General features: G+C 68.0%; 13 protein-coding genes. 3 read left to right on the forward strand and 10 right to left on the reverse strand.

Features of this window, described 5'->3' with window-relative positions; translation table 11 throughout:
* Window positions 1-96: 96 nt before the first annotated feature.
* Window positions 97-1,308, reverse strand: a complete 1,212-nt coding sequence (locus ARADN35_RS0113455) for a M20 aminoacylase family protein (RefSeq protein WP_010462949.1) — start codon at window positions 1,306-1,308, stop codon at window positions 97-99.
* A gap of 76 nt (window positions 1,309-1,384) precedes the next feature.
* On the opposite strand from ARADN35_RS0113455, the gene argE reads away from it, so the two are divergent.
* Window positions 1,385-2,545, forward strand: coding sequence for an acetylornithine deacetylase (gene argE / locus ARADN35_RS0113460; protein ID WP_029414005.1), 1,161 nt, complete (start codon window positions 1,385-1,387; stop codon window positions 2,543-2,545).
* 145 nt (window positions 2,546-2,690) lie between these two features.
* On the opposite strand, the gene ARADN35_RS0113465 is transcribed toward argE, so the two are convergent.
* Window positions 2,691-3,839, reverse strand: coding sequence for an ABC transporter substrate-binding protein (locus ARADN35_RS0113465; protein WP_010462952.1), 1,149 nt, complete (start codon window positions 3,837-3,839; stop codon window positions 2,691-2,693).
* Between the two features lie 128 nt (window positions 3,840-3,967).
* Between ARADN35_RS0113465 and ARADN35_RS0113470 the strand changes: the two genes are divergently transcribed.
* Window positions 3,968-6,067: a molybdopterin-containing oxidoreductase family protein gene (locus ARADN35_RS0113470; RefSeq protein ID WP_010462955.1), complete on the forward strand. Its 2,100-nt coding sequence runs from the start codon at window positions 3,968-3,970 to the stop codon at window positions 6,065-6,067.
* Window positions 6,068-6,162: 95 nt separating this feature from the next.
* On the opposite strand, the gene ARADN35_RS0113475 is transcribed toward ARADN35_RS0113470, so the two are convergent.
* From ARADN35_RS0113475 to ARADN35_RS0113495, 5 genes are all read right to left on the reverse strand, one after another.
* Window positions 6,163-7,845, reverse strand: coding sequence for an MFS transporter (locus ARADN35_RS0113475; RefSeq protein ID WP_244265899.1), 1,683 nt, complete (start codon window positions 7,843-7,845; stop codon window positions 6,163-6,165).
* The gene (locus tag ARADN35_RS0113480; protein WP_029414006.1) at window positions 7,835-8,245 is read right to left on the reverse strand and encodes a DoxX family protein; all 411 of its coding nucleotides are present in this window, start codon (window positions 8,243-8,245) and stop codon (window positions 7,835-7,837) included. Before ARADN35_RS0113480 ends, ARADN35_RS0113475 begins: the two co-directional genes overlap by 11 nt.
* A 2-nt stretch (window positions 8,246-8,247) precedes the next feature.
* Window positions 8,248-10,149 carry an amidohydrolase gene (locus ARADN35_RS0113485; RefSeq protein WP_010462961.1) on the reverse strand — a complete coding sequence of 634 codons (1,902 nt, stop codon included), beginning with the start codon at window positions 10,147-10,149 and terminating at the stop codon, window positions 8,248-8,250.
* A 162-nt stretch (window positions 10,150-10,311) separates the two neighbouring features.
* Window positions 10,312-11,004: a hydrolase gene (locus ARADN35_RS0113490; RefSeq protein ID WP_010462963.1), complete on the reverse strand. Its 693-nt coding sequence runs from the start codon at window positions 11,002-11,004 to the stop codon at window positions 10,312-10,314.
* Window positions 11,005-11,139: 135 nt separating this feature from the next.
* A complete protein-coding gene (locus tag ARADN35_RS0113495) occupies window positions 11,140-11,868 on the reverse strand; it encodes a pirin family protein (protein ID WP_010462965.1) in 729 nt (242 codons plus the stop codon).
* Window positions 11,869-12,053: 185 nt separating this feature from the next.
* On the opposite strand from ARADN35_RS0113495, the gene ARADN35_RS0113500 reads away from it, so the two are divergent.
* The gene (locus ARADN35_RS0113500; protein ID WP_010462967.1) at window positions 12,054-12,956 is read left to right on the forward strand and encodes a LysR family transcriptional regulator; all 903 of its coding nucleotides are present in this window, start codon (window positions 12,054-12,056) and stop codon (window positions 12,954-12,956) included.
* Between the two features lie 92 nt (window positions 12,957-13,048).
* Here ARADN35_RS0113500 and ARADN35_RS0113505 read toward each other — a convergent pair whose 3' ends face one another.
* The 3 genes from ARADN35_RS0113505 to ARADN35_RS0113515 form a co-directional block, all read right to left on the reverse strand.
* Window positions 13,049-14,119: an alpha/beta hydrolase family protein gene (locus ARADN35_RS0113505; RefSeq protein WP_244265900.1), complete on the reverse strand. Its 1,071-nt coding sequence runs from the start codon at window positions 14,117-14,119 to the stop codon at window positions 13,049-13,051.
* Window positions 14,120-14,378: 259 nt separating this feature from the next.
* Window positions 14,379-15,059 carry a type 1 glutamine amidotransferase domain-containing protein gene (locus tag ARADN35_RS0113510; RefSeq protein ID WP_010462972.1) on the reverse strand — a complete coding sequence of 227 codons (681 nt, stop codon included), beginning with the start codon at window positions 15,057-15,059 and terminating at the stop codon, window positions 14,379-14,381.
* A 99-nt stretch (window positions 15,060-15,158) separates the two neighbouring features.
* Complete coding sequence (locus ARADN35_RS0113515; RefSeq protein ID WP_010462974.1) at window positions 15,159-16,322, reverse strand: iron-containing alcohol dehydrogenase; 1,164 nt, start codon at window positions 16,320-16,322, stop codon at window positions 15,159-15,161.
* Between the last annotated feature and the right edge of the window lie 143 nt (window positions 16,323-16,465).

A 16,465-nucleotide genomic window follows, 5' to 3' on the forward strand; every position in this document is an offset into this window, starting at 1 on the left:
GGGGGGGGAGGGGGACAAAAGAAAACCCGGGGCACACAGGGCGCCCAGGGTTTCAAGACAGAACCAGAATCAACGGTTGCAGAGCGGTGGTGGTGCTCAGGCCGTCGTCGTGGGCTGGGCCAGCCACTGCTCGGCCAGCTTGACCCAGTAGGTGGCGCCCAGCGGGATCAGGTCGTCGTTGAAGTCGTAGCTCGGGTTGTGCAGCATGCAGGGGCCGCCGCCATGGCCCATCTCGCGGTGCGCGCCGTCGCCGTTGGCGATGAAGCAGTACGCGCCGGGCTTGGCCTGCAGCATGTAGGCGAAGTCTTCGGCGCCCATGGTGGGCTCCTGGGGCAGCACATGGCTTTCGCCGACGATCTCGGTCATGACCTTGCGCGCGAACTCGGCCTCGGCGGGCGAGTTGACGGTGGGCGGGTAGTTGCGCACGAACGCGAATTCGCAGGTGGCGTCGTGCGCCGCGCAGGTATGCTCGGCAATCTGGCGCATGCGCTTTTCAATCAGGTCCAGCACCTCCACGGTGAACGTGCGCACCGTGCCCTGCAGTTCCACGCTGTCGGGCACCACGTTGGTGGCCTCGCCCGCGTGGATCATGGTGACCGAGATCACGCCCGCATCCACCGGCTTCTTGTTGCGGCTGATGATGGTCTGGAAGGTCTGCACCATCTGGCAGGCGATCGGCACCGGGTCGATGCCGGTGTGCGGCAGGGCCGCATGGCCGCCCTTGCCGCGGATCACGATCTTGAACTCGCTGGTGGAAGCCATCACCGGGCCGGGGCTCACGGCAAACGTGCCCACCGGCATGCCGGGCCAGTTGTGCATGCCGTACACGGCCTCCATGGGGAACTGCTCGAACAGGCCGTCTTCGATCATCACGCGGGCACCACCGCCGCCCTCTTCCGCGGGCTGGAAGATCAGATACACGGTGCCGTCGAAATTGCGGTGCTTGGCAAAGTGCTGCGCCGCGGCCAGCAGCATGGCCACGTGGCCGTCGTGGCCGCACGCGTGCATCTTGCCCTGGTGCTTGCTGGCGTGGGCGAAGGTGTTGAACTCCTGCATGGGCAGGGCGTCCATGTCGGCGCGCAGGCCAATGGCCCGGCCGCTGGCGCCGCCGTCGCGGCCCTTGACGATGCCCACCACGCCCGTCTTGCCCAGGCCGCGGTGGATCGGAATCCCCCATTCGGTGAGCTTTTGGGCCACCACGTCAGCGGTGCGCACCTCTTCGAAGCACAGCTCGGGATGCGCGTGAATGTCCCGGCGCACCGCTGCAATACTGGCCGCCTGGGTGACGATGGAGTCGATAACGTTCATGATATGTGTCCTTACGATCTCACAGTCTAGCCCGCTGGCCTGCCTTGCGCCACCCGGGGTTTATTTGCACTGCAACATGAAGCTTTCCCCACACGCCCTCGAACTTGCGCAAACCCTCGTACGCATGAACACCGTCAGCGACCAGTCCAACCTGGAGCTGATCCATTTCATCCGTGACCACTTGGCACGGCTGGGCGTCAAAAGCCGCCTGACCTTCAATGCCGACAAAACCAAGGCCAACCTGTTTGCCACGCTGGGCGAGGGCAAGTCGGCGGGGGTGATCCTGTCGGGCCATACCGACACCGTCCCCTGGGATGGCCAGGACTGGAGCATGGACCCGCTGAGCGCGCTCGTGAAGGACGACAGGCTTTACGGGCGCGGCAGCGCCGACATGAAGGCTTTCATCGGCATTGCCGTCTCACATGCGGAGCAGTTCCTGAACAGCCATGCACCCTTCGCCATCCACCTGGCCTTCAGCTACGAAGAAGAGATCGGCTGCTTCGGCGTGAAGGAGCTGATCGCCGACCTGCGCGACGCGAACATCAAGCCCCTGGCGTGCATCGTGGGGGAGCCCACCAGTATGGTGCCGGCCATCGCCCACAAGGGCGTATACCGCTACAAGTGCTGCGTGCGGGGCAAGGAGGCGCATTCGTCCCTCACGCCGCATTCCGTCAACGCCATCGAGATGGCCGCCCGCGTGGTGGGCCGGGTGCGCGACATGGCAGAAGATTTTGAAAAGAACGAACCCCGCTTCGAGGGCTTTGACGTGCCGTTCTCGACCACCAGCGTGGGGCAGTTTCACGGCGGCATCGCGGACAACGTGGTGCCGCGCGACGCCGAGTTCCGCTACGAATTCCGCGACCTGCCCACGGCCAACGCCGCGCAGATGCAGTCAGAAGTGGTGGCGTATGCGAAGTCGCTGGAGCCGCGCATGAAGCAGGTGGCGCCGGCGGCCGGCTTCTCGTTTGAAACCATCTGCGAGATCCCGAGCTTTCTGGGCAGCAAGGACGACCCGGTCACGCGCCTGGCGCAAGCCCTGTCGGGCGAGAAGAGCACCACCCTCGTGGCCTTCGGCACCGAAGCCGGCCTGTTCAAGAACGCCGGCATCTCCACCGTGGTCTGCGGCCCCGGCAGCATCCAGCAGGCGCACCAGCCCGACGAGTACGTGAGCCTGGAACAGCTCGGCCGGTGCGAGGCGTTCATGCAGGGCCTAGCGCGCACCACGGCCATTGGCTGAAACACAGACATTCGACAGACGGTAGACAACGCCCGTCCCACCCGCAACTGGCGCGCCCCAAGGCCAGCGCCACAGTGGAACTGGCTCCGCCAGGCCACGGGTGGCGTCTCCCTTGGGGGAAGACGCGAAGCGGCTCAGGGGGATATCAAGTCCTCACTCGCCCATCACCGGTCAGCATCGACATTTCGACAAATTTCGATGCCGCATGGCTGGTGGCACTGAACGCAATGGGAAAGCCCGAGACCACCTGGTTGCCCAAGGACTCGATGCCGGCAATCAGCCCTTCGCGCGTGGGTTTTCCACTGCCCTGGGCTTGGCGCAGGCCCTCCGTGAACACACGGGCTGCCAAGTAGCCTTCCATGCTCGAGTAATTGGCCTGCACCTTGTCGCCACCCTTCTTGATGGCTTCGAGAAACTCGCGGGTGATCTGGCGCGACGGCTGGTAAGGGGAAGGCACGACCTGCGACACCACCACGCCAGCGCCATCCTTGCCCAGCTCATCGGCCAGCGCCTGGGTACCCACAAACGACACGTTGTAGAACGTGCCTCCAAAGCCCGCCTTGCGCGCTGCGCGCACGAAGGCTGCGGCCGAGGCATAGGCGGTGATCTGCACCACGGCATCCGGCTTGGCCGGCACCAGCTTGTCGACGGCCGCTTTCACGTCGGTCGAATTGCGCTCCACCGTGGCGGTGGCCACAGGCGCGAGCTTGAGCTCGGTCAGCGCCTTCGTCACACCATCGAGCCCGGCCTTGCCATAGGCATCGTTCTGGTAGAAAACCGCGATCTTCTTGAGTCCCAGGTTGGTGAGCTGGCGCACGATGAGCGCGGTCTCGTCATAGTACGAAGCACGCACATGGAAAATCAGCCGATTGAAGGGCTGGCGCAGCGCCTCGGCACCGGTGAAGGGGCCGAAAAACGGCACTTTTTCCTTGGTGAAGATGGGCATCGCCGCCAAGCTGGTGGGCGTGCCGATGTAACCAAACAGGGCAAACACGTCTTCGGCAATGAGCTTCCTGGTGTTCTCGGCACAGCGGTCGGGCTCGTAGCCGTCGTCCATGGTGCGGATTTCCACCGTGCGCTTGCCCACGCCACCCTGCGCATTGAGCTGGTCGAAAAAGAGCTTGGCGCCCAGGTTGAACTGCACACCCAGCTGCGCGGCAGGGCCGGTAAAGGCGGCAGACTGCCCCAGCACAATCCGGCCTTCGCTTTGCGCGTGTGCCAGATGGAAGCCCCCGAGGGCTGCCGCACCCAAGCCCACGGAAAACTGCCTGCGCCCCAATACCGGTTGGTTCATGGTGAAATCTCTGCTCTTGTAAAAGAGGGTGAACCCTCTGCGCTGCCTTCAGGCAGCCTCCTTGGAACTGCGGCAACCTATGCACGCCGTTTCCAACCCTGCTTGCAGTTTAACGATCAACCCACAGAATGCACACGTCTTCTGCCGCCAATTCCCCTCTGTCTGTACCGATTCAGGTGCGCGGGGCCTGCCCGCACGACTGCCCGGACACCTGCGCCCTGATCACCACGGTGGAGAGCGGCGTGGCCACCCGCGTGCAGGGCAACCCCGACCACCCGCACACCGACGGCGTGCTCTGCGCCAAGGTCAGCAAGTACACCGAGCGCAGCTACCACCCCGAGCGCGTGCTCACTCCGCTCAAGCGTACCGGCCCCAAGGGCAGCGGCCAGTTCGCGCCCGTGGGCTGGGACGAAGCCCTGGACGACATCGCGCAGCGCCTGCAGTCCATCGCCGCGCGCGATCCCGAAGCCGTGTTGCCCTACAGCTACGCCGGCACCATGGGCATGGTGCAGGGCGAGAGCATGGACCGGCGCTTCTTCCACCAGCTGGGCGCATCGTTGCTGGACCGCACCATCTGCGCATCGGCGGGCGCTGAGGCGCTGGTGCAGACCCTGGGCGGCAAGGTGGGCATGAAGGCGGAGTTCTTCGCCGAATCGCAGCTCATCCTGATCTGGGGCAGCAACTCCATCGGCAGCAACCTGCACTTCTGGCGCTACGCGCAGCAGGCCAAGAGGAATGGCGCCCGGCTGGTGTGCATCGACCCGCGCAAGAGCGAGACGGCCGACAAGTGCCACGAGCACATCGCCCTGCGCCCCGGCACCGATGCCGCGCTGGCCCTGGCGCTGATGCACGAGCTGATCGCCCACGACTGGCTGGACCACGACTACATCGCGCGCCACACGCTGGGCTGGGACCAGCTGCGCGAACGCGCCCTGCAGTGGCCGCCCGAGCGCGCCGCCGAAGTCTGCGGCATTCCGGTCGAGCAGATCCGCCAGCTGGCCCAGGACTACGGCACCACGAAGCCCGCCGCCATCCGCCTGAACTACGGCATGCAGCGCGTGCGCGGCGGCGGCAATGCCGTGCGCGCCGTCACCTGCCTGCCCGCCCTCACCGGTGCCTGGCGCCACCGCGCCGGCGGCTTGCTGCTGTCCAGCTCCGGCCAGTTCCCGGCCCAGCGCGCGGTGCTGCAGCGGCCCGACCTGATGCCCCAGGCGGCAACAGGCGGCACGCCGCGCACCATCAACATGACGACCATCGGCGACGACCTGCTGCGCGAAGCATCGCCCGCCTTCGGCCCGCAGGTCGAGGCCGTGGTGGTCTACAACAGCAACCCCGTGGCCGTGGCCCCGGACTCGGGCAAGGTGGTGCGCGGCTTTGCGCGCGAAGACCTGTTCACCGTGGTGCTGGAGCACTTCAAGACCGACACGGCCGACTACGCGGACTACATCCTGCCCGCCACCACGCAGCTCGAACACTGGGACGTGCACCTGTCCTACGGCCACACCGACGTGGTGCTCAACCGCCCCGCCATCCAACCCCTGGGCGAGGCCCGCAGCAACGCGCAGATCTTCCGCGACCTGGCCGCGCGCATGGGCTTTGCCGACCCCTGTTTTGCCGACACCGACGAGGCGCTGTGCCGCCAGGCCTTCGGCGATGCCGTGGACTACGCGCTGCTCGAATCCCAGGGCTTTGCCACCGTGGCCATTCCCGACGCGCTGTTTGCCGAGGGCAACTTCCCGTCACCGTCGGGCAAGTGCGAGTTCTACAGCGCCCGCCTGGCCGCCCAGGGCCTGGACGGCCTGCCCGACCACCTGCCCAACTATGAGCTGCAAGGTACCGACGCACGCTACCCGCTGGCCATGATCTCGCCGCCGGCGCGCAACTTCTTGAACTCCACCTTCGTGAACGTGACGAGCCTGCGCAACATCGAAGGCCGACCGATCCTGGAGATCCACCCCGACGACGCCGAAGCCCGCGGCATCGGCAACGACGCCGTGGTGCGCGTGTTCAACGACCGCGGCAGCTACCAGTGCCACGCCACTGTCTCGCGCCGCGCCCGGCCCGGCGTGGTCAACGGCCTGGGCATTTGGTGGCGCAAGCTGGGGCTCGATGGGACGAACGTGAACGAGGTGACGAGCCAGGCACTGACGGACCTGGGGCGGGCGCCGACGTTTTATGACTGTTTGGTGGAGGTGGAGGCTGTGGAGGCAGCGGCAATAGCAGGCTGACCGCGCTCTGCCAGACACGCAGAATGCTCATTTTTTGATAGCTTCTGGCGCTTATTGGACAGGCGCCAGCAGCTATTTTCACTAAAAACCACCTCTCACTGCGCCTGCATGGCATGGGCGCGGCCTGCGTCCCCCGCAGTCAACGCCAGAAAGTGATGCACCACGGGCCGCTCCGCTCCCTGGTGAAACCGCAGCGCCTCCGCCTGCAGGTCCGCATCGGCCTTGGACACGCGGTGGTGCTGGCGCAAATGCTCCGCCCAGGACTCGACCAAAAACCACTCGATCACGCGGCCCGGCTCGCCGGTGCGTTCGGCCACGCCCCAGGCGTAGGCGCCGTCGCGGCGGCGTTCCTGGGACAGGCGCTGCATGGCCTGCAGGAAGGCGGGCAGGTCGGGCTTGGCGATGCGGTATTCGATCTGCACCATCACCGGGCCCCGGTCGTGCGCCACGGGCTCGGCCAGCAGGGGCTCGGGCCAGTGGTTGGACGGCTGCAGGTCGGCCTCGCCGGTGGGCAGTTTCACGCGGTGAAAGATGAGCGACGCCATCACCAGCCCGGCCGCGCCCATCAGCAGCGTGACCGGCAGGCCGGCCTGCCCCGCGATGAGGCCCCAGCCCAGGCTGCCCGCGGCCATCGCGCCGTTGAAGACCATGAGGTAGATGGCCAGGCCGCGGCCGCGCACCCAGTTGGGCAGCACGGCCTGGGCCACGCCGTTGAGGGTGGTCAGCGCGATGATCCAGCCCAGGCCCAGCACCAGCATCAGCGCCACGGCGGCCCACTGGGGCGGGGCCACGGTCAGCACGCCCATGACGGCAGCGGTGAGCAGCGAGGCCAGCAGCACCAGGCCGTCGGTGTCGAGACGTTTGCGCAAACGGGGCAGCAGCACGGCGCCCAGGATGGCGCCCGCGCCCACGGCGCCCAGCATCACACCGTAAAAGCCTGCCGAGCCGCCCAGCATGCGGCGCGCCACCAGCGGCAGCAGCGCCCAGACGGAGCTGGCGAACAGGAAGAACACGGCCGCGCGCAGCAGCACCACATGCAGCTCACGGCTGGCGCGGGCGTAGCGCACGCCGGCGCGGAAGGCGCCGAAGAACTGCTCGTTCAAACCCGACGCCTCGGCCTTCGGGCGCTTCCACCACAGCAGCGCGGCGATCACGAACACATAGCTCAGCACGTCCAGGCCGTAGGCCATGGCCGCGCCGAAGCTGGCCAGCAGCAGGCCGCCCGCCGCAGGGCCGATGGCGCGTGCGATGTTGATGCCCAGCGAGTTGAGCGCCACGGCGCTCTTGAGCTCGCTGCGCGGCACCAGCTCGGGCACGATGGACTGCCAGGTAGGGCCCATGAGCGCAGCGCCGATGCCGCCCACGAAGGTCAGCGCCACCAGCCACTCCACCGTCAGCGTGTGGGTGTTGGCCAGTATGAGCAGCGTGCCGCTGACGGCCGCGAGCAGCACCTGCACGCCGATGAGGAAACGGCGGCGGTCCAGGATGTCCGACAGCACGCCTGCTGGGATGGCGAGCAGAAAGACGGGCAGCGTGGCGGCGGTCTGGATCAGCGCGACCGCGGTGGGGCTGGACGAGAGCTCGGTCACCATCCAGGCGCTGGCGACGTCGCGCATGAAGCTGCCGATGTTGCCCAGCACGGTGGCGGCCCACAGCACCGCGAAGACGGGAATGGCCAGCGGCGCGAAGCTGCCGGAAGCCACCGGAACAGCCGATGCCGGCGCCGGCGCTGCAGCAGCGGGGGTGTGGTGGTGATGATCGTGTTGGTTATCCGGCATGGTGGCCTCCGAGGTCGTGCCAGGCGACGAGCAGCATGCCGCCCACCAGGCCCCAATGTTCAAAGAATGCGTTGGCGCTGCGCTGCCGATCGGCGGGCGGCGCGGCCCAGAAGCGGTCTGCCAGCAAGGCGGCAAACACGGTGAAGCCCGCCAGGGCCAGCGCCCCCAGCCAGCGGTACCAGCCCGACAGGATGAGCGCCGAAGCCCCGAGCTGCAGCACCAGCGTGGCAGCAGCGATGGGCGCGGCGGGCGCCAGGCCGAGCGAACGCACCTCGGCCACGGCCCCGGCAAAGTCACGGGCCTTGCCGATGCCGCCCTGCAGGTACGCGGCGCACAGGCACAGCAGCGCCAGCGTCTGCACCCAGGGCGCGGTGGCGGCGGTTTGCAATGTGTGCTGCACCGTCACACCGCCCAGCAGGCGCAGCCGAGCGCACCCCAAAAGCCCTGCAGGTCAGACACGGGGAGCTTGCTGCTCCAGGCCGTGGCATGGGCGTGGCCGTGCAGGTTGCAGTCGCTGGCACAGCCGCAGTTCGCCGCCGCATTGCGCAGCACGGCCTGCAGGGGCGCGCCGTCCGGCCCTCCCGGGGCGCCCCAGGCGCCGTAGCCGCCGAAGGTGCGCACGGGCGACCAGTCGGGCATGGCGGGCGGCGGGGCCGCGTCGTCGAAGCGCGCAAAGTCGCCCACGCCATAGACCACCTTGCCGCCCACCACGGTGAGCAGGGCGGTGGTGTCGGCGATGTCGGACTCGGGGCAGGCGAAGAAGTCGCGGTCGGGCACGACGAGGTCGGCCAGCTGGCCCGCCTCGATGCGGCCCTTCTTGCCCTGCTCGTTGCTGAACCAGGTGACGTTCTCGGTCCACATGCGCAGGGCCTGGTCGCGGGTGAGGCAGTTGCGCTGCGGCGTGAGCTGCAGGCCACCCACCGTCTTGCCGGTGACGAGCCAGGACAGCGACACCCAGGGGTTGTAGCTGGCGACGCGGGTGGCGTCGGTGCCGGCGGACACGTTGACGCCTTTCTCCAGCATGCGCTTGACCGGGGGCGTGGCCTCGGCCGCCGCAGCGCCGTAGCGCTCCACGAAGTATTCACCCTGGTAGGCCATGCGGTGCTGCACGGCCACCCCGCCGCCCAGGGCGGCGATGCGGTCGATGGACTTTTCCGAGATGGTTTCGGCGTGGTCGAAGAACCAGTTCAGGCCGGCCAGCGGCGTGTCCTGGTTGACCTTTTCAAACACGTTGAGCGCGCTCTCGATGGTCTCGTCGTAGGTGGCGTGCATGCGCCAGGGCCAGCGGTTCTGCGCCAGGATGCGCACCACCTCTTCCAGCTCGCCTTCCATGCCGGGCGCGAGCTCGGGCTGGGGCTGGCGGAAGTCCTCGAAGTCGGCGGCGGAGAACACCAGCATCTCGCCCGCGCCGTTGTGGCGAAAGTAGTCCGTACCCTGCTTGTACTGCGAGGTGGCCGTCCAGTTCAGGAAGTCTTCCTTCTCGTGCTGCGGCTTTTGCGTGAACAGGTTGTAGGCCAGGCGGATGGTGAGCTGGTCGGCATCGGCCAGCTCCTGGATCACGTCGTAGTCATCCGGATAGTTCTGCATGCCGCCGCCCGCGTCGATGGCGCCGGTCACGCCCAGGCGGTTGAGTTCGCGCATGAAGTGGCGCGTGGAGTTGACCTGGTAGTCGTGCGGCAGCTTGGGGCCCTTGGCCAGCGTGGCATACAGGATGGCCGCATTGGGCTTGGCCAGCAGCAGGCCCGTGGGGTTGCCCGCGCTGTCGCGCACGATCTCGCCGCCGGGCGGCGCGGGCGTGTCCTTGCCGTAGCCCACGGCGCGCAGCGCGGCGCCGTTGAGCAGCGCGCGGTCGTACAAATGCAGGATGAACACGGGCGTGTCCGGCGCCACGGCGTTCAGCTCGGCCAGCGTGGGCAGGCGCTTTTCCGCAAACTGGTGCTCGGTGAAGCCGCCCACCACGCGCACCCACTGCGGCGCGGGCGTCACCGCCACCTGGGCTTTGAGCATGGCCATGGCGTCGGCCAGGCTGCGCACCCCGTCCCACCGCAGCTCCATGTTGAAGTTGAGGCCGCCGCGGATGATGTGCAGGTGGTTGTCGATGAGCCCCGGCAGCACGCTGCGCCCGCCCAGGTCGATGACCCGCGTACCCGCACCGGCCAGCGCCATCACTTCGCGGTCGTCACCTACCTTGGTAAAGCGCCCTTGCGCAATGGCGACCGCACTGGCCGTGGGGTTGGCGCGGTCCAGCGTGGTGAAGCGCCCGTTGCGCAGGATGAGGCCGGGAGTGGTGGCAGGTTGTGTCATGGTCTTCGGACTTCGAAATTTCAGCAATGGCAGAACGCAAAGAGTGCACCAGATTTCGTAGCGAGCGGGCCGAGGTCGCACCGAGGACCGCAGCCGTACTTGCGTACGGCGAGGACCGCAGGTGTGAGATCGGCCAGCGCAGTAGAAAGATGGTGTGCTCTTTTAGCCCTCATGGGCGTTGAACATGGTTTTGGCGTAGGTGATGCCCAGGCCATAGCCGCCGCCGAACTTCTTGGCGATGCCCGTCGTCATGTCGTACGTCTCGCCCCGCGCCCAGTCGCGCTGCAGCTCCAGCAGGTACTGCAGGGCCGTGATGGGGCGCGCGCCGGCCTGCACCATGCGCTCCATGGCGCGGTTGTGGGCTTCGGCCGAGATGTCGCCGCTGGCGTCGGCGATCACATACACCTCGAAGCCCTGGTCCAGCGCCGACAGCGCCGGGCCCACGATGCACACGCTGGTCCACAGGCCGGCCAGCACGATGCGCGGTTTGCCGATGGCGTTGACCCGGGCGATCACGGCCTCGTCCTCCCAGGTGTTCATGGAGGTGCGGTCCAGCAGCGCCTGGCCGGGAAACGGCGCGGTCACTTCCTCGAACATGGGGCCGCTGAAGCTCTTTTCGGCCACGGTGGTGAGGATGGTGTCCACGCCAAACCCTGCAGCCGCGCTGGCCACCAGGCCGGCGTTGGAGCGCAGCGTGATCGCGTCGATGGAGTGCGTGGCAAAGGCCATCTGCGACTGGAAGTCGATCATGACCAGGGTGTGGTCGTCGGCGTTCAGCAGCGTGGCGCCGGGCTTGGCGTAGGCGACGGGACGGGCGGCGGTGGTGCTGGCAGTCGTGGTGCTGGCGTGGGTCATGGTGAGCTCCCTGGAAATTGAAGATGAAGTAGGTGAAGAAGAACAAACAAAAACGAGTCAAGGCAATGCGGCGGGCCGGGGTGCAGGGGATGGGCGGCATCGCCCACCCACCCGCGCCTCAGGGCGCCCATTCGCTCAGTGCGGCATCGTGGGCAGTTCGTTCGGCCGCAGGTCGAACACCAGCACCTCGGCGCCTTCGCCGTGGGCAAAGCGCAGGGCCCCGGCGTCGCGGATGCGGGCGCCGTCGCCTTCGGACAGCCGCTCGCCGTTCACCTCCAGGCTGCCGCGGGCCACGTGCACATACACGTTGCGGCCCGGGCCCACGTCCAGATCGGCCGCTTCTTCGCTGCCGTCGAACAAGCCGGCATAGACCCGGGCGTCCTGGTGCACGGCCAGCGATCCGTCAGCCCCTTCGGGCGAAATGATCTGGCGCAGACGGCCGCGCTTGTCGGCCTCGCTGAAGTGCACCTGCTGGTAGCGGGGTGCGGCGCCACGGGCACCGGGCACGATCCAGATCTGCAGGAAGTGCACGGGCTCTTCGCCCGAGTGGTTGAACTCGCTGTGGCGCACGCCGGTGCCGGCGCTCATCATCTGCACGTCGCCGGGGCGGATGACCGAGCCGGTGCCCATGGAGTCCTTGTGCTCCAGCGCGCCTTCCAGCACGTACGAGAAGATTTCCATGTCGCGGTGCGGGTGGGTGCCGAAGCCCTTGCCCGGGGCCACGCGGTCGTCGTTGATGACCAGCAGGTCGGAAAAGCCTTGCTGGTTGGCGTCGTGGTAGTGGCCGAACGAGAAGGTGTGGCGCGAATGGAGCCAGCCGTGGTTGGCGTTGCCGCGGTGTTGGGCTTTGCGGATATCGAGCATGGTGTCTTCCTTTCAATGTCTGTCGATGAATTTCACACTGGGCGTCCGGTTTGAAATCTTCCGGATTTCATTGGGCTTCAGTGCTGCGATGGATGAAGTATCCGGCGCATGGCAGGGCATCAGGTTGAAAGGTTTGGCGTTCAATCATCGATAATTTCGATGATCGAAATTCCGCTCCTTTTGCCATGCTGAAACTCTCCCTCGAAGCCATCGAACTGGTGGATGCGATTGCCCGCTATGGCTCGTTCGCGGGCGCCTCGGAGCGGCTGCACAAGGTGCCGTCCACCATCTCCTATGCCGTGGGCAAGCTTGAGGAGCAACTGGGCCTGGCCCTGTTCACCCGCAACGGCCCGCGCGTGACGCTCACGCCCGCGGGGCACGAGCTGCTCAAGGAGGGCCGCTGGCTGCTGGCCTCGGCCCGGCAGCTCGAATCGCGCCTGCGGCAGATCGCCACGGGGTTCGAGTCCGAGCTGCGGCTGGTGCACGACTCGCTGATACCCACCAGTGCGTTCAATGACGACATCGCGGCCTTTGAAGGCCTGAACTGCGGCACGCGCCTGCGCATCGGCTGCGAGGCACTGACGGGCACCTGGGAGGCGCTGCGCGACGGGCGCGCCGACATCATCGTGGCGGCGGGCGAAGGCCCCGCTGGCGGCGGCTACAAGGCCGTGGCGGTGGGCAGCCTGGACTTCGTGTTCTGCGTGACCGCGTCGCACCCGCTGGCGCGCCTGGGCCGGCCGCTCACGCGCAGCGACCTGCTGGAGCACACGGCCGTGGTGGTGGGTGACGGAGCGCGCACCCTGTCGGACCGCACGGTGGGCCTGCTGTCGGGCCAGCGGCGCATCACCGTGCCGTCGATGCAGGCCAAGATCGCCTGCCAGGCCGCCGGGCTGGGCCACGGCTTCGTGCCGCGCGCCTGCGTGCGGGTGGAGCTGGAAAACGGCATCCTGGTGGAGGTGCCGGTGGAGGAGCCCCGCGCTGATGAGACCTTCTGGCTGGCCTGGAAGCCCGAGCACCGGGGCGAGGCGCTCAAGTGGTGGTGCGAGCGGCTGGCACGGCCGCTGCTGCCGGGAATCTTGCCTTACTAGAGGACTCGGCGGAAGCCGACACTACACTTTTGATAGCATTTTGCGCTTGCCAGACAAGCGGCAGGCAGCTTTTTTATCTTAAAAGATCAGACTCAGCGCCATTGCTGCGCGAAGAACTGCACCACCTGCGCCTCCAGCACCGTGTGGTAGGCCACGCGGTCAAAGCCCGCGGGGTTGGCGGCGGCGTCGCCTGCGTCGGACGGCAGGCTCTGGCTGGGCTGGGCCATGAAGGCGAAGTGGCCGGCGCCCGGCACGGTGGCCGCCTGCGCCGTGGCCAGATTGGCGGCCACCAGCCCGCCGTGGTACTTGCCCGTGAGCACGGCGTCCTGCTCTGCCACGCGCAGCAGCACCGGCACGGTCACGACGTTGAGGCTCTCGGGGGTGAACACCACGGCCATGGGCGCGAGGGCCACGACGGCGCGGATGCGCGGGTCGGGCACGGAGACCAGGGCGCCATCCGGCACCAGGTTGGCGGGTGTTGCAGTGTTGGCAGCGGCCGGCTGCAGCGCCTTGGGGCCCTGGGCCAGGCCGCAGAAGCCGGGGTCGTCCTGCACGCTGCGGCAGTGCTGGGCGGCGCGGGCGGGCTCGGCCTGGGCGCCGGCCAGGGCCAGCACGGTGTAGCCGCCGGCCGAATGGCCCAGTGCGCCGATGCGGCCGGCCGGAATGCGGGGGCCCCACTCGGGGCTGGCCAGCAGCGCGTCGAGCACGCGGCTCACCTGGCGGGGGCGCTCGCCGAAGTAGCGGCTCGAGGTGATCATGGAGCGGTCCTGCCAGTTGTCACCCGGGTGGCGCACGGCGGCCACCAGGTAGCCCTCCGCCGCCAGGCGCGTGGCCAGGTTGTGGTGGGCGAGTTCATTGCCGCCCGTGCCGTGCGACACCAGGATCAGCCCCTTGAGCGGCTCGGCAGACACCGGTGCGCCCAGGCCGACCACCGGGCGCCAGGGGCCCAGCTGCACCACGCCCGCGCTGCGCACGGTGGGGTAGAACAGCGCGACGTTGATCGGCTCGTCGCCTGGCACGACCAGGGTGCGCAGGCCGGCGTGCTGGGCCGATGCGGGGCCTGCCAATGCGGCCAGCGCCACGAACGCGGTGGCCGCCACGGGCCGGACGTGCCGCGCTGCCCACCGCAGGGCGAGGGAAAGAAGAGTAAGGAGGAGGATCACGGTGCGCCTTTCGTCTTGGAGTGCCAGGGGCCGCGAACGTGGAGTGACGGTCGGTGCGGCATGGCGGCACTGTAGGCACCGCGGGCCGGCAGGGACAGCGGCATGCGACGAAATGCAAGGGCGTGGCGTGAAACGGCAGGCGACGGGCGCGAGCCGTTCGCTGACGAGCGCTAGGTTGACGGGTTGTTGCCCGTCTGGTGGTTAGGAGGCCGGGCGGCCAGCTCGCTGTCGCGCGCCAGGCCAGCCCGGCCCGTGGGCGTCAACCCAGCGCTTTGAGCAGCGCCTGCGCCGCCGGCTCGGACGACGCCGGGTTCTGCCCGGTGATGAGCAGCCCGTCGGTGACCACGTGCGGCTGCCAGTCGGCCTGCTTGGTGTACAGGCCGCCGTGCGACATGAGCATGTTCTCCACCAGGAAGGGCACGACGTCCGTCAGGCCCGCAGCGGCCTCCTCGCCATTGGTGAAGCCCGTCACGTTCTTGCCGCGCACCAGGGGCGTGCCATCTGCCGCCTTGACGCCGCGCAGCACGCCGGGCGCGTGGCACACGGCCGCCAGGGGCTTGCCAGCGGCCAGGGTGGCCTCGATGAGGGCGATGGACAGCGTGTCGTACGCCAGGTCCCACAGCGGGCCGTGGCCGCCGGGGTAGAACACGGCGTCGAACTGGGCCGCGTTCACTTCGGACAGCTTCAGGGTGCTGGCCAGGTGCGCCTGGGCGGCGGGATCGCCCTTGAAGCGGCGCGTGGCATCGGTCTGCGCATCGGGCGCATCGCTCTTGGGGTCCAGCGGGGGCTGGCCGCCCTGGGGCGATGCCAGGGTCACCTCGGCCCCCGCATCCTTGAACACGTAGTACGGGGCGGCAAACTCTTCGAGCCAGAAGCCGGTTTTCTTGCCGGTGTCGCCCAACTCGCTGTGGGACGTGAGAACCATGAGGATGTGGGCCATAGCGATCCCTTTCTGGGGGTGAGGTAAAACGTAAAGCCGCCCACCGTACCCGCAATCCGCGCAAATGCGTCCTGGTGCGGCGCAGGTTGCGGCGTTGGCTTACAGCGCCGCTTCGAGAATGCGCCGGCTGACGGCGGGCGTGATCTCGCGCTGCTCGCCCAGCGTGACCATGCCGTGCGCCTCCAGCTGCGCCACCACGGCGCCCACGGTATCGGCGCCCAGGCCGTAGCCCGACAGGCGGGTGGCGATGCCCATGCTTTCAAAGAAGCCGCGCGTGCGGTCGATGGCGGCGGTGATGCGCTCGTCGTCGGTGCCGGTGGTGATGCCCCACACGCGCTCGCCGTACTGCAGCAGCTTGGCGCGCTTGGCACCCCGGCGCTCGTGCAGCAGCGCGGGCAGCACGATGGCCAGCGTGCGCGCATGGTCGATGCCGTGCAGCGCGGTCAGCTCGTGGCCGATCATGTGCGTGGCCCAGTCCTGCGGCACGCCCGCGCCGATCAGGCCGTTGAGCGCCATGGTGGCCGCCCACATGAGGTTGGCGCGGTCGTCGTACACGGGCTCGGGGGCGGCCAGCAGGCGCGGGCCGATCTCGATCAGCGTCTGCAGGATGCCTTCGGCAAAGCGGTCCTGCACGGGCGCGTTGACCGGGTAGGTGAGGTACTGCTCCACCGTGTGCACGAAGGCATCGACCACGCCATTGGCCAGCTGCTGGGGCGGCAGGGTGTAGGTCTTGGTGGGGTCAAGCACCGAGAACACGGGGTAGGTGTGGTTGCTGCCGAAAGCCAGCTTCGCGCCTTTGGCGCGGTGCGTGATGACGCCGCCGTTGTTCATCTCGGAGCCCGTGGCGGGCAGCGTGAGCACGGCGCCGAAGGGCAGCGCAGCGGTGACGTTGCGGCCGTGCTTTTCCAGAATGGCCCAGGGGTCGCCGCCTTCGAACTTGACGGCCGCGGCGATGAACTTCACTGCATCGATCACCGAGCCGCCGCCCACCGCAAGCAGGAAGTCGAACCCGCCGCCCTTGATCTGCGCGACGGCCTTCATCGAGGTTTCGTAGCTGGGGTTGGGTTCGATGCCGCTGAAGGTGGCGTGCTGGCGGCTGGCCAGCGCCGTGCGCACCTCGGCCAGCGTGCCGGTCTTCTCGGCACTGGCGCCGCCCACGAGGATGAGCACCTTGGCGGCGGCGGGCACGAGCTTGTCGAGGTCGGCGATGCGGCCCTGGCCGAAGGCGATGTGGGTGGGGTTGTGGAAGTCGAAGTTCAGCATGGGGATCCTTGATGGTGGAAGCGAGACCAATGGGTCATTGGCAGGCGCCGGTCAACCTGCAACGCAGGCGGCGCTGACGCCCGTGGTCCGAAAAGACAAAACGGCCCGGGCATGGAGGCGATGCGCGCAGCATCTGCAACGCC

The sequence above is a fragment of the Acidovorax radicis N35 genome (assembly GCF_000204195.1).
Taxonomy (GTDB): domain Bacteria; phylum Pseudomonadota; class Gammaproteobacteria; order Burkholderiales; family Burkholderiaceae_C; genus Acidovorax; species Acidovorax radicis.